Below are 13,766 nucleotides of genomic sequence, written 5' to 3'. Positions count from 1 at the left end.
TAGTATTTTATAGATCTTCAAATCGTAGGATTGTTACGACTATTTTTGTCATGCTCATCTTTGAAATCTTGATATATCCTTTTTGTTTTTTGAGCTCTTTTTTCTTTGCTAAGAGGTATTCCTAATTCAACTCTTATATACCAAAATCCATAAGCTATAACAACTAAAGTTCCTATGAAAGAATATTTAATAGAGTTGGTAAAATGGTAACATATACCAAACGAACATATACTAACTACACCGAATATTATTTTCTTACTCATGCTATATAGAATTACTATTATTTACAATAAATTAGATTTTGTAAATTAATTCATATTGAATTTATAATAATCTCTCATGAATTCAAAGAGTTTTATAAGATTTAAATTACTTCTTCTGAACTTTTTAATCTTTTAATAAGTAGAAATATACAGATGCACAAAATGCTAATAATCAGTAGATACCAAACCATGTTTGAAGTTTGTAGCGATACAGTACTTTGATCGCCATAAAGTATAAAACCTGCCCAGTAATACGGTTGTGAAAGTTTTGTCCTTTTATGTTTGTTTACATAATTGAGTTTGGCATTTTGCAACGCTTTTGATTTGGAATTGCCTTTTTTTAGATGCTTATAAAAGCTTTCCATGATTTCACTTGTAGATTGATCGGGAACTTCCCAAAGACTTGCTACTGTAGCAGGAACGCCAGCAAACGTAAATGCACGCTGAAAAGATTCCATGCTTCTACCAGCATTTTCTTTTCCTAATCCTGTGTTACAAGCGCTTAAAACTGCCAAATCTGCATTTAGATGTAATGCATATAGTTCTTCTAAATATAAATCGTCTTCATCTGCATTATTTTTGTTGAATAAGAGCTTGCTCAATCCTGCTTCTTTGTTGTTTATTTTGGCATGCATTGCCAAATGTAATATCTGCGCATTGTGTGCTGTTTTTAAGAACTTTTGTTTAGAGACATCTTTTCCCATGTATAATTTTGAAGGAAATAATTTGCCAATGATTTTGGCTTCTTCTTTAGCACCTTCTAAACTTGAAGAAGCACTTCTGGTAGCTAATCCAGTTGTACTGCCTTCATAAGTTGGTGCGTATATTGCCAACAGCGCTTCTTTTGTAGTTTCCGTTTCGGCTTCTAAGTGTATAAATTTTAGATTGGATGTATAGCTAATTTCATAGGTTTCCGTTAAGAACTTATTGTTTGTTTGAAGCGTTTCAAAAGGAATTTTATACAATTCTCCATCAGGATTGAAAATGACTTTTTGAATGTTTTTATCCATTGTAGGAAGCACATAATTTGCAAGAAGTACGGCATCTTTTGGATTGTAATCTCTATTCTTTATAGCTACTATATACTTGTTTATTAGGTCAATTTCTTTTGTTGTCCAAGGTTGAAGTTGCCATGTTATGTTGTTTTTAGTAATGGAAAAAATTGCCAACTTCTTTTCAAATAAAATGTATTTTACAACAAGCTCGTCAACTGCTAAATTGTTTTGTAAATCGGTTAATTTAAATTCTTTACTGCTTAGTAATTCAAGGTTTGGGAACTTTTTATTAGTAAAGTCTTCATGTTGGTTGATTAAGTTTAGAATTGAATCTTCTTCACGAATATTACTTTCTCTTTTTGCAGCTGTGAGTAATGTTCTTAGATTCAAGTGTCTGTATTTTAAGGAATCTAAGGCAGGAAGATTATTGGTATATCTATTTTGATAGAAACGTTGCCATGTCATTTGATTCATCATGGTTTCCGTGTTACTTAAAAATGTATTTGTGGTAGTATCTTCTAAATCGGCACCTTCTTCTTTTGTATTCAGTACACCATAGACTATTTCTCGAAGTAAATCATTCTGAGCAGGATTAAATTTTGTTTTGGCATAACTGTTTTTAAATTGAATGAAGGCTAAGTAATACATTTTAGAAATTGTTTTTTGTACTGCAATATCATCTTTGTAAAACGTTTCTAATTTTTCTGCAACTCTTCGTATCAATTGAGTTTCACCATATACTTTACTTGGTTTAAAATTGCTATAATCTTTTGCGAGTTTTGTGGTGTCTGAATGTATTTTTTCTAGCACGTTATGAAAGATGTGCAAAGCGCTATCTTTTTGTCCAAGTTTAGCTTTTATGAGTGCTTTTTGAGCCAAGTAAAACGGTCTGTGTCCATGATTTTGAGACATAGAATCTAATAAATGAATAATGAGCGCATTTGCTTCTTCTAAATCATTTGCTTTTGTAAGCGCTTTACATTTGTTGTATTTAAAGGTGAAATAATTTCCAGGATAACCTTTGGTTTCAATTAAATCAATAGACTTGTCTATATAAAAACTTCCTTTTTCAATATCTTCTTTAGTGATTAAGGAATCAGCTCTGTGACTTTGATACCAATCGCCCACATGATTCAGTCCTGTACTATAATAGATTCTTTCATTTTCTTTGAATGATGGTAGCGCATGCATATCTTCCAAGTTTTTTACAGTTTTTGTAAGTTCTAAACTGTCTTCTTTTTTCTTGGCTAGTTTGTAAAGTAGATATATTTTTCTGTACGCTAAGATAGGTTCATATCTATGCGATTTTACTTTATCAAGATGTTGCTTGTGTTTTTTATAAATGCTTTCTGCTAAACGAATATACCGTTTTGCCGTTGCCAAATTACCGTAATATGCTTCTTGTGTAGACATAAAAACATGTGCATCCACTAAATAGTCTAAGTTTGGACCATAATCATCAGTTAAGTATTCAATGGCAGTTTTCATGGTGTTTGAAGCGCGCTTAGGAAAATTAAGACTGGCTTCTCCGTATGCTTTTTTGTAATACAATGCACCAGTTATATTTTTCCCTCTTTTACTTGTAATAGAAGTGCAAAATGGAAAACCTTTGTCAGTGCTTTTTACGCTTTCTAAATAATTTCCTGTGTAGAAATGTCCTTGAAATTCATAGTAATATAAATCTGCCACATCCAAACTGTCTTTTTCTGTTGTTGGTTTTACAGTGTTAATGTGTATGTCTAAATATTCTAGAAGTTTACTGTAGGCTTCTGTATTGTTTAATGCGCTTGCCGTTTTCCATATAGTATGAATAGCAGGCTTTGTGAGTGTATCTTTTTGTGTAGTAGTTTGATGGTCGGCATTTTGGGCAACTAAGCTGTTATATGTAAATAGTACGCAGAGTATAAAAACTATGCGTACTATTTTAACTATTTGTAGTTTGGGTGTGTTCACTTTTTTAAAAATGGTTGGATTGAGATTTCTTTAAATATACATTTTTTTGATTGTCTTTTAGAAAAGATTGGTGCTTTTTGCAATAGCTAATCCAATTTTTTTATAGTCGCGATTTTTGGCAACTTCCTCTTCTTTAAATGTAGATCCTGGTACAGTAATAAAAACAGTATAGCCTTCCATTTTTATTAAAAGTTCTCTTTTTTTAGCAATCCAAATGGCTGTTTTTCCTAAACCAGAAACATATTCAGAAGATTTTGAAACTTTCTTTTTGAGTTCCCAGCTTTCTTCCCATTTTTCGCCTTCTGCAAGTACATCTTCAGAGGCAAATATGCTTCCACTGAGATAATTATACTTTTCATCATCCATGTAGACTAAAAATCGACAGCTTTTAGATTGAAATGTTTTTCCATCATCAACAAGCATTTTTTTAGCATCAGCATAAAACTCCATTACTTTAGCTTCGCTTATGTATGCGCACATATTTTTGGGAAGTGCTGAGAATTCAACTTTGTTTCCAGAAAAATCTTTATTTACAAAATTAGTATCTCCTAATTCTTGTCCGATAACTGTTCCTTTATCTCCAAAGCAGGATGTAAGGATCAAAGGAATAATAAATAGTGCAATCAGTTTTAATTTTTTCATAATTGGTTAGTTGATTAGTAGTTTTTTAAGCGTTGTTGTTTTTTCAGTTTTAATTTGTATCATATACAATCCACTAGCAAAATTTTGAAGATTCATTGTCTCTTTATTTGATGCGAAGTTTTTATTTTTTAAAATCAATTTTCCAGACAAGTCATAAATTGAAACTTCTTTAAGTGTTGTTTGTGTACTTATAGTCAATAAGTTTTTTGCAGGATTTGGATACATCAGTATTTGATTTGAAGTAGTTGAAACATCATTTACGCTAAGTGTACTTGTATCTTGAACATTTAAGACGAATCCACCGTTCATGTTTTCTGGAGTAGCTCCAGTTCTGTTCATGGTGTCAGCTTCCAGCCAAACTTGCAAATAATACGTTGCATTTGGAGTTAAACCTGTAATAGCTAATTCACCTTCTTGGCAAGCTATAGGGTTTGCATCTGTACAGGATTCATACAAAGCAATTTTTCCAACTAGTGGTGGCGCGCTGATAGTCATTGTTACACTGCCCGAAGCTGGTGCTGGAAATTCATACCAAATGTCTAAAATGGTAATTCCTTGTTCTTGACAACTTGGTGTATTTGTGCTATTTGTGGCATTTAGTGTTGTTCCTGAAGCTGGTTGTACCAACGTAATTGGAACTGCTTGTGCACAATCGTCATTTGATGGTACACAGCTCAAGCTAAACCCAGGGAAATAATCGGTTACATATCCCCAATAAGTATTACTCCAAGCAACATCATCCACTTCTATACACGTAAGTGAAGGATTGTCTGTTACTCTAAAATTTTGACCTATATTAGTATTGCTTCCACTTTTAATATAAATTGTTTCCAGAGCTGTATTGTCATTAGCTCTGACATCTATTAACCCTGTATTTGCAGATAAATCCAAATAGGGCATCAATGCATTATCATCAAACCTAAATACATCCAATAACATATTTTGACTGACATCTAAACCTATTAAAGAAGGGCAATGACTAATCACTAAATTAGTCATTGCAGGACAACCTGAAAAGTTTAGTTGACTTATAGCTGTTTCAAAAAGACTCACGTCATCTAATACGGGGTTATTTGAAAAAATAATTTCAGTTAGTGGCGTAACTCCAATAGCGAGTTCTATAAGACTGCTGTTGTTTGAAAGATCTAAACTTGTTAGTGCAGCGTCATTTATGTATAAATATTCTAGGTTTACCAATGCACTTAGGTTTACAGAAGTGTCTAGCACATCACGAATTGCTAAATATTCTAAATTTACTAAGTTTTGAATTGGTGATAAATCAGAAATTTCATCACTAACAGTTAAATTTTTCAAGGAAACAAAATCCTGTAAACCTGTAATATCAGTTACGATAAAGTTCCCAAAATCAAAATCTTCTAAATCATCAATAGCGCCTGTGAATACGAGATCATCTAATGGACCAGAATCGAGCCCAAGCTGTTGTAATCTTCCTTCAAAACTGTCATCAGGCACGTAGGTATATTGTGCAAAAGTAATAGAGCTACATAGTAGTGCGAATAATAGGAGTAATTTTCTTTTCATAATTTTCTTGATTAAAACATTTTTTTATATTCTTTCGGATTGATGGTTTTGCTAATATGATCTTTGATTTCGATGACTTCACTTTTCATTGTTCCTTCTTTTGATTGCATAGTATATTCCATAATATGTCCATCTAAAGCTTCGGTGTTTTGCGCAAACCAGTTTGGTATATTTATATCAGGAGCAATCCAAAGGTTAATTTTTGTGGTGTTGTCAGACATGGTATATTCATAACATGTAGCGCCCAAAATCGTTTTTGTGTTTCCAGTTTTTTTGAGTTTAGCATAATCATACTTCATCATTTGATCGGTTGGATTTTCCATTTTTTGTTGCTCCATCATTCCGTTTGACATGCGCATTTTCATTCCAGCCGTTTCTACAAAAATGTGTGTGTTTCCTTTGTCCATTACAATGATCGATTCTCCATTCATGCCTTCGTCTGAATATTCATTCATGTCTACTTTTATACCAACATAAGAAGCGTTTGGATTTAATAGATATGACATTTTGTAGGTTCTATTTTGATCGGGAACTGTGATATTTGTCACTGTTTCATGTGTGAAATTATACGTTCCGGCTACTGCACTTTTTGTTTTGTATGTTGGTGTACTGGAAACTTCTTGTTCGTCTTTTTTGTTTTTTGTGATGGTTTCTTCATTGAAGAATTCAGGCGTTTTAGAATCGATTCCGCCAGTAACAGAAGCTTCATAAAAGGTTTCTGAATAATCATCCGTATTTGCTTTTCTGATTACTTCTCGTAAAGTTGCCTTTCCTGAAAAGCTAATTTGAATAGTTTCATCGGATAAAACATCAACGCTTACTTCACCTTTTGAGATGTCATAGTTTTGATAATCATCAGTTACAGCACGTTTAAAATTGCCTTCAGGCTTTTTATTGTATGGCAATTGCGGGTCATAGCCAATACTTAGAGAAGCATCTTCAGGAATTTGAAATACGAGTCTTTCTCTATTTTTAGCTTCTTCGGTATCGTGTTTTAAGTTTTTGTCCGTTTTAATATTAATTGTAAAACCATCATAAATATCTGCTTCATGTGACCACCAATTTCCTCTTATTGTATAGCCAGAATTGGTTTTAGTTACTTTTATTCTACTTGCTTCCGTAATTTGAACACTTCCGTATTTCTTAGAATGTTTTATGATAACATCACCAAAGTCTTTTTCGTTTTTATTAACGTTAGGTTTCCCTGCATTTGGATCATTTTTACCTTTTAAAGTTTTATCTATTGTTTTTTCGACTTCTTTTTCAACCTTATCTATGGCTTTGTTTTCAAGTTCTTTTGCTTTTTGCTTCGCTCTTGTTTTTAGCTTTTTAAAAATCTGTGCATCAGCATTTTGGAATGCCAAGAAGCAAAAAAGGAAAAGTAGTATGCTTAATTTTGATTTCATGATAAATACGTTTGTTTATCCTTTTGTATCTTTAGCAAGCTTAATATTAACAGCTACACAAAAAAAAATCAACTCTATTGTTAATATTTTAATCTTTTAAATAACTAATGAATAGAAATAGCACAGATGCTGAGTTACAAGATTTATTAAGATCGGATGACAAAAAGGCGCTTGAGACTATATATATTAGGCATAAGCATGAGTTTTTAAATTATTCAAAGAAGTATGGTTTGGACACGTATAGTGCATTAGATATTTATCAAGATGCTATTATTGCCATGCACCACAATTTTGTTTCATCACAATTAGTGATTACATCAAGCTCTATTAAAACGTACTTATTTGGAATTGGAAAGTTTAAAATTTTAAAAAAGTTAAAAGAAGAAGATAAGTTTTTGCGAGTTGAAACAAAAGATGAAGGTTATACCGAAATTAGCATTGAAGAACTATCTCCATCTGAACAGTCGATTATGTTGAGTAAAAATTTAGATAAGATTTCTGAAAGTTGTAAAAAGGTATTAGAGCTATTTTATTATAGAAATTTAACAATAGACGAAATAGTTGAGGTAACAGAATATAAAGATGGAAATACTGTAAGAAGTCATAAATCGAGATGTTTAAAACGTTTAAAGTCTTTATTTAAAATAAAGTAATGCAGAAAGAAGAATTCATACAAGATTATATAGCAAATCGTTTATCTGATGAAGATAAAACGCGTTTTGAGGCGTTGTTGAAAACCGATTTAGAGTTTCAAGAACTATACGAAACTCATAAAGAAATGGGAACTGCCTTTCAACTTTCAAAAAGTAAAGAAATTAAAGCACGTTTACAGGCATTAGATGCAGATGAAACTTCCTCAATGACGAAAGGATTTTTTCAAAGTAAGTTTAGTAAAATAGCCATTGCGGCTGTTTTTATTTTAGGTGTATTTTTTACTATAAATCTATTGCAGTCGAATGGTGATTTGTTTGAATCTTATTTTGAAATTTGCCCAAATACGCACCTTCCAGTTACAAGAGATGTTAATACTGATAACGATTTACAATTTGAAGCATTTAAAGCATACGAAAGTAATAATTTTGAAACAGCAGAAATTAGATTTAATGATGTACTAAAAACAACCGAAAACCCTACGATTCGTTTCTATTATGCGATGTCATTATTGAATCAGGATAAATTTGAATCTGCTTTAAACCAACTAAATACATTACATAGCAAATCGTTTGATTATCAAGTAGAATCACTTTGGTATGCAGCGTTAATAGAGCTAAAAAATAAAGATATTAAAAAAGCAAAACAACATCTTACTACTATCCAGCAAGTAAATATGGATTTTAAATCTGAAGAAATACAATCTATTTTAGAAGAACTTTGATTTTCAAAAACAAGATAGGTGAGTAGCTAACTTGCAGTTTTAACTTTTGATCTTTAAAAATCAAGTAGTTTCTATATTATATTTTTTTACTAAAATCGTGTTCAACCTCGTATTATTAGATTATTTCTTTATAATTTTTTTGACCTTATAATCATTAACTTTTAAAAAGTATACTCCATTCGGTAAATCACTTACGTCAAGTTTATTGTTGTTTATTATATTTCCTTCTAAAACTATTTTACCAACGATATCAGTTATTACATAGGTTGAATTATCTTCAAATCCTTTAATATTCAAAACTCCCGATGTTGGATTTGGGTAGTATGATAATGATTCCCCCTGAATATAATCTTCTATACTTAAAGTTGATAAATCAAATCGAGAAACTCTATTTGCAAACTGTTCAGAAATATATAGAAAATTGCCAGTAATAGCAATATCCCATGGATTCGTAAGAGAAGAGACAATATCTACAATAGTTGGAGTAGCCTGAGTGATATCAAGTTTTGAAATTTTATTTTCTGATGTTCGAGCTACATATAAATAATTATTGTGAATCTCTATACCTGCGCTTCCAAACATTGGAGTAACTTCAATAATATTAGGGTTTGATTGTGTAATATCTATTTTTGATATTGTTGTGTTATTATGTGAAAAATACAAATCATTACCATGGAATGCTAATCCATTAACCCAGCCATTGATACCAGTAACAACATCGATTGGGGAAGGGTTTGATTGTGTAATATCGATTTTAATAATTTTATTAGAAAATCTTAACGAAATATATAAGTCATTTCCATTTAGAGCTAACCCAAGAGGTGTATTAATTCCAGTTATTACATCTTCAGTTACCGCATTTGAGTCACGAACATCTCTTCTTATTACTTTACCGTCTGATGTTTGGGGTATGTATAGATAATCGCCTATAAGTAATATGAATCCTGGGAAATTTATATTTGTAAGATAGTCGGAGGCTAAAGTTGTTGATGTGTCCAGTAAATCTTTTTTCATTATTTTTTGATTTCCTACAGAACCTATATATAAATCATCTTGATTCAAAGCTAGACCTACTGGATTTGATAAACCAGTAACAACTGTAGTTGTTTGTGCAAAACAATTGAATGTAAGAACTAGTAAGAAATAAAGTATGTAATGTTTTTTTATAATGTATTGAATCATTTTTTGAATATTTCGATTATTTTGACTCAAAAATAATACTGTGTAAGAAAAATTAATAATAAAGTAAACGACAATTCCGTGAATTTAATGAATTTACGATGACTTTTAATCGTTTATCTTTTGCTGTCTGCTTATACTGGTTGGGTCTTATCGTGTTCTGTTGCATGTTTTTACATCTTGTTATAGGTTAGATGTTTTGTATGTATATCAAATTTGAGAGCCCATTTCTATTTTTTGATGAAATAAGGAAAAGGACCAACAATGAAAAGAGTAATGTTAATTAATAACACTTTTATGCGTATTAATTACGCTATTTTAAAATAGGAGTTTATACGCGAGGATTTTTTTTCATGCACACCTATCTTGTTAGACTTTAAAATCTTACCTCTATGTCTATGCAAAATATTAAGCATGTAGTATATTACATGTTGGAAAATCGAAGCTTTGATAACCTTTTAGGATGGCTTTATGAATTGGATCAACCTGCTCAAATTATAGCTAATGAAAAACAAAAAAATGATCCGTTTTACGGTCTAAAAGAAAATACTTATTCTAATACTTTTGAAGGTGATCCTACCCAGCATTTTGTCCAGAAAGGGACAGAAAGTTTAGATGTTCCTTCTCCCGATCCGAACGAAGGGTTTGAAGATGTAAACAATTGCTTGTTTGGAGCAAAAGAACTACCTCCCAAAAATACTCCGCCCAATATGGAAGGCTTTCTAAAAGACTACTTAACTGCAAAAGATGATTTTGGTATTGGGAGTGGCATTAGTAGCAAGATTAATAAACTTGAAACCCAAACTAAACAGGAAGCATTACAAATTCTGCAAACTTATACACCCGAACAGCTTTCCGTAATTAATGGACTTGCTAAAAACTACGCTGTTTCGGATTACTGGTTTAGTTCTGTACCAGCACAAACCAATTGTAACCGAGCTTTTTCGCTTTGTGGTACATCTATGGGTTTGGTTAATAATGCTGGGATTAAAGTGGACGGTGAAAATGTTACCGACGGCTTAGTACCAGCACAGTTTAAAACTAATAATATCTGGAAGGTATTGTCGGAGAACGGTTTTAACACTACTGACGATTGGATGATTTATGTACAAGCATTAGAATACAATCTATACAGCTATAGCGCCGACGCTTTTGAGGTGCCAAATGATGGAAAGAATATCAGTGATATCGAACAATTTTTCGAAGCAGTGAGTAACGGAAATTTACCTTCTTTTAGTTTTATTGAACCAGATTGGGTGGGTCTGATGGGCAGCGCCAATTCCTATCATCCACCTTCAGAATTAGCTCCTGGCGAGGCGTTCCTCAAAAAATTATACGATGCCTTTAATAGCTCTGATGAAGCAAAAAAAATGTGGAAGGAAACGCTCATCATTATTACCTTTGATGAACATGGTGGTAATTACGACCATATCCCTCCTGAATGGGGAGCCACACCACCTTGGGGTACTGGCACACCTCCTACATTGGAAAAAGGTTTTGGTTTTGATCGTTTTGGTGTACGTGTCCCTACCATTTTAATTTCCCCATGGATAGATGAAAAAACGGTATTCCGTTCTCTTACTGATGTTCCATATGATGCTACCAGCATGATTGCAACTATTCTAAATTGGAAAGGAATCCCCAAAGATAAATGGAATTTGGGCGAACGGGTAGCTAATGCTCCCACCTTTGATAATGTATTAAACCGTACAACTCCTCGCACCGATTTTCCAGAAGTAAATATTTCTCCGTCTTGTGTAGCCTACATAAAAAATAACCCTATTCATGAGGCACCTATTACTGATATTCAAAAATTGGTGCTGCCAGGTGTTTTAAAAGCAATCAGTGCCGGAAAAACCACTGCTCAGGTTGCATTTTCCGAAGCAGAAAAGATTTTAGCCTCTTCTAGTACAGTTGGTGACCTTAAAAAGGGAATAGATGGTTTTTTGGGTAAGTTATAATCAAAACACTATCTAGAATTGCTACATTTGAAATATACATATACAAGAAAGGCGAGTAACTAACTCGCCTTATTCTTTAACTAACCAATCCAAATTTATGTGAAATGAAAACAAAGCGTGATAGCTTTTGTTTGCTTTCAAATTTGAATATACAAACCGCGTGCCAAAAGTTAAATCTCTGATTTTTTAGAATGCTAAATATTTGTTAATGAGTAGCTTTGAGTAGTCGTTTCTTTCTTTGATTATGATAAAATGTGCGAAATCTTTTTGTAGAAAATCTCAGGATCAAATGGCTTTGAAATTACTTCATTGAAACCATCTTTTAAGAAATCATCTTTGTTATCATCTAACGAAATTGCCGTTAATGCAATAATTGGCGTAGACACATCAAACTTTCTGATTTCTTTTGTAGCTTCAATTCCACTAATTCCTGGCATATGAATGTCCATTAGAATAAAGTCATAACGATTGCTGCGTGCATAATCAATAGCTTGATAACCATCGTCTGCAATATCACATGTCATGTTTTGCTTGGCAATAATTTTCTTAGTAATTACTTGATTTATCTTGTTGTCTTCTACCAATAATACTTTAAACTCACGACTTTTAAGGTCAGTTTTTTCTTCGTTAATTGCTTCTGTTTCAATTGTTTCTTCAGGAATCTTAGTGAGAAATAATGAAAATCGAAATGAAGAACCTTTTCCAAGTTTACTTTCTAGTTGTATATCACTTTCAAGCAATTCTAGCAAGCTTTTTACAATAGTCAATCCTAATCCAGTTCCACCATATTTTCTATTGATTTGAACTGAACCTTGTGAAAAACTATCAAAGATATTTTCTTGCATTTCATCAGAAATACCAATTCCATTATCTTTTATTTCAAACTGAATATGTTGTTGAGTTTCGTTCTCTTCTAAAATTTTAGCGCCTATTTCTACGAGTCCATTTTTCGTAAATTTAAGTGCATTACTAATCAAGTTGATAAAAACTTGTGACATTTTCAGAGAATCACCAATTAATTTTTCTGGAATGCCTTTATCAACATTCAGAACTATTTTATTGTTGTTTTCCTTAGAAGTTTGGTTAAGCGAGCTTACAACATCATTCAATATCTTTTTCAACTGTAGCGGCGATTTCTCAACAGCTAATTTTCGAGCTTCTATCTTATTAACTTGAAGAATATCGTTGATAAAAGTTAATAAATAATCACCTGAAAACTTCAAGGATTTTAAGTGTTCTTTTTGACTTTCACTTGGGTTTTCTTCTAGCAATAAATGTGTCAAACCTGTAACTGCATACAATGGTGTCCGAAGTTCATGTGTTACTGTTGATAAGAATTGTGCTTTGGCTTTCATTGCTTTTTCAGCATTATCTTTTGCCAACTGCAATTCAGAATTTTTCTTTAATAATAAGTTATTTGTTTTTACTTTAATTTGATTATTTCGGTACAACGAAATCGTTAATAATGAAATAATAATTAGTAGAGCCGAACTTAGTATAGAAGTTAATTTATTTCGTTTTCCTTTTTGTGATTCTTCAGTATTCTCACGTTTTAATTCTTCAATATATCGAGTTTTAAACTCGTTATCAAAATATGCATCAGCAGTAACTTCTTGTTCCAAACGTTTAATATTATAGATAGAATCATTAATTCGTATATATTCCGATTGAAAAATATAAGCGTTTTCCATATCGCCCATTCCTGAATAGGTGTCAGCAATAACTTTAGTACTTTGAAGTTTTATGATTGGAAAATTATATGAAGTTGCAATGCGCAATGCAGCTTCCGCATTAAGTTTTGCATCTTTATATTCCTTAACGTTTTTATATGTTTTTGCTAAATTTAAGTGAACTTTAGCACGAAGATAATTAGGTTGATATACATCATTGATTGGCAATGAATTTTCAAAACTTTCAATAGCACGTCCATTAATTCCTTGACTTAAAAAAAACAAACCTTTATAATATTTCAGTTTATTAATATCATCTTTAGATTGATATTTGCTAAAAATAACTTCTGCATCACTAAAATGTTTATCAGCAATACTGTATGAAGTATTTCGGGTTGCAGTTAAGGCTTGCAGTATGTAATTATACCCAAGTCCGAGTGAATCATTAATATCTGTTTGAATTTCTCCAGCTCGTATTAATATGTTTTTAATTTCTTTTGGATTGAAATCTTTGTAGTTTTCTTCAATCTCTAATTCTGCGCGAAGCATATATGCTCTTGCTCTACTTTTTTTATCATCAATACTATCGGAAAGGTCTAAAATAGTAGTAAGCTTCTCCAATGCTAAGTGCATTTTTGCTTTTTTCTTATATTCATAAACATCCACAAAAGAGCGCTCAATACTGTCCTTAACTATTTCATTTGACTGCGCTTGGGACAATACAGAGAATAAAGCAAACCAGAGATATAGAATGTGTTTTACTTTAAACACCATGAAGTA

At 31.9% G+C, this 13,766-nt stretch carries 10 protein-coding genes; 3 read left to right on the top strand and 7 right to left on the bottom strand.

Annotated elements, in window-relative coordinates; all coding sequences use genetic code 11:
* Positions 1-17: 17 nt before the first annotated feature.
* The 5 genes from ACUUYC_RS01285 to ACUUYC_RS01265 form a co-directional block, all read right to left on the bottom strand.
* Positions 18-263: a hypothetical protein gene (locus tag ACUUYC_RS01285; protein WP_474262992.1), complete on the bottom strand. Its 246-nt coding sequence runs from the start codon at positions 261-263 to the stop codon at positions 18-20.
* A 101-nt stretch (positions 264-364) separates the two neighbouring features.
* Positions 365-3,211, bottom strand: coding sequence for a CHAT domain-containing protein (locus ACUUYC_RS01280; protein ID WP_474262990.1), 2,847 nt, complete (start codon positions 3,209-3,211; stop codon positions 365-367).
* A 57-nt stretch (positions 3,212-3,268) separates the two neighbouring features.
* A complete protein-coding gene (locus ACUUYC_RS01275; protein WP_474262988.1) occupies positions 3,269-3,853 on the bottom strand; it encodes a hypothetical protein in 585 nt (194 codons plus the stop codon).
* 6 nt (positions 3,854-3,859) lie between these two features.
* A complete protein-coding gene (locus tag ACUUYC_RS01270) occupies positions 3,860-5,395 on the bottom strand; it encodes a T9SS type A sorting domain-containing protein (RefSeq protein WP_474262986.1) in 1,536 nt (511 codons plus the stop codon).
* Positions 5,396-5,406: 11 nt separating this feature from the next.
* Complete coding sequence (locus tag ACUUYC_RS01265; RefSeq protein ID WP_474262983.1) at positions 5,407-6,801, bottom strand: DUF4412 domain-containing protein; 1,395 nt, start codon at positions 6,799-6,801, stop codon at positions 5,407-5,409.
* 107 nt (positions 6,802-6,908) lie between these two features.
* Here ACUUYC_RS01265 and ACUUYC_RS01260 point away from each other — a divergent pair, with 107 nt between their 5' ends.
* Positions 6,909-7,454 (top strand): RNA polymerase sigma factor, encoded by a 546-nt coding sequence (locus ACUUYC_RS01260; protein ID WP_474262981.1) that lies wholly within the window; start codon positions 6,909-6,911, stop codon positions 7,452-7,454.
* Positions 7,454-8,176: a tetratricopeptide repeat protein gene (locus ACUUYC_RS01255; protein WP_474262979.1), complete on the top strand. Its 723-nt coding sequence runs from the start codon at positions 7,454-7,456 to the stop codon at positions 8,174-8,176. Before ACUUYC_RS01260 ends, ACUUYC_RS01255 begins: the two co-directional genes overlap by 1 nt.
* A gap of 120 nt (positions 8,177-8,296) precedes the next feature.
* On the opposite strand, the gene ACUUYC_RS01250 is transcribed toward ACUUYC_RS01255, so the two are convergent.
* A complete protein-coding gene (locus ACUUYC_RS01250) occupies positions 8,297-9,358 on the bottom strand; it encodes a T9SS type A sorting domain-containing protein (RefSeq protein WP_474262977.1) in 1,062 nt (353 codons plus the stop codon).
* A gap of 395 nt (positions 9,359-9,753) precedes the next feature.
* On the opposite strand from ACUUYC_RS01250, the gene ACUUYC_RS01245 reads away from it, so the two are divergent.
* Positions 9,754-11,316, top strand: a complete 1,563-nt coding sequence (locus ACUUYC_RS01245) for an alkaline phosphatase family protein (protein ID WP_474262975.1) — start codon at positions 9,754-9,756, stop codon at positions 11,314-11,316.
* Positions 11,317-11,558: 242 nt separating this feature from the next.
* Here ACUUYC_RS01245 and ACUUYC_RS01240 read toward each other — a convergent pair whose 3' ends face one another.
* Entirely contained in the window at positions 11,559-13,760 is a 2,202-nt protein-coding gene (locus ACUUYC_RS01240; protein WP_474262973.1) for a response regulator, read from the bottom strand.
* Between the last annotated feature and the right edge of the window lie 6 nt (positions 13,761-13,766).

The sequence above is a fragment of the Kordia sp. E genome, assembly GCF_056033805.1.
This window is presented reverse-complemented; position numbering and strand designations above follow the sequence as displayed.

Excerpts from the sequence above, each read along its gene's own strand:
- ACUUYC_RS01285 (WP_474262992.1), bottom strand. The coding sequence starts at position 263 with ATGAGTAAGAAAATAATATTCGGTGTAGTTAGTATATGTTCGTTTGGT.
- ACUUYC_RS01275 (WP_474262988.1), bottom strand. The coding sequence starts at position 3,853 with ATGAAAAAATTAAAACTGATTGCACTATTTATTATTCCTTTGATCCTT.
- ACUUYC_RS01270 (WP_474262986.1), bottom strand. The coding sequence starts at position 5,395 with ATGAAAAGAAAATTACTCCTATTATTCGCACTACTATGTAGCTCTATT.
- ACUUYC_RS01265 (WP_474262983.1), bottom strand. The coding sequence starts at position 6,801 with ATGAAATCAAAATTAAGCATACTACTTTTCCTTTTTTGCTTCTTGGCA.
- ACUUYC_RS01260 (WP_474262981.1), top strand. The coding sequence starts at position 6,909 with ATGAATAGAAATAGCACAGATGCTGAGTTACAAGATTTATTAAGATCG.
- ACUUYC_RS01255 (WP_474262979.1), top strand. The coding sequence starts at position 7,454 with ATGCAGAAAGAAGAATTCATACAAGATTATATAGCAAATCGTTTATCT.
- ACUUYC_RS01250 (WP_474262977.1), bottom strand. The coding sequence starts at position 9,358 with ATGATTCAATACATTATAAAAAAACATTACATACTTTATTTCTTACTA.
- ACUUYC_RS01245 (WP_474262975.1), top strand. The coding sequence starts at position 9,754 with ATGCAAAATATTAAGCATGTAGTATATTACATGTTGGAAAATCGAAGC.
- ACUUYC_RS01240 (WP_474262973.1), bottom strand. The coding sequence starts at position 13,760 with ATGGTGTTTAAAGTAAAACACATTCTATATCTCTGGTTTGCTTTATTC.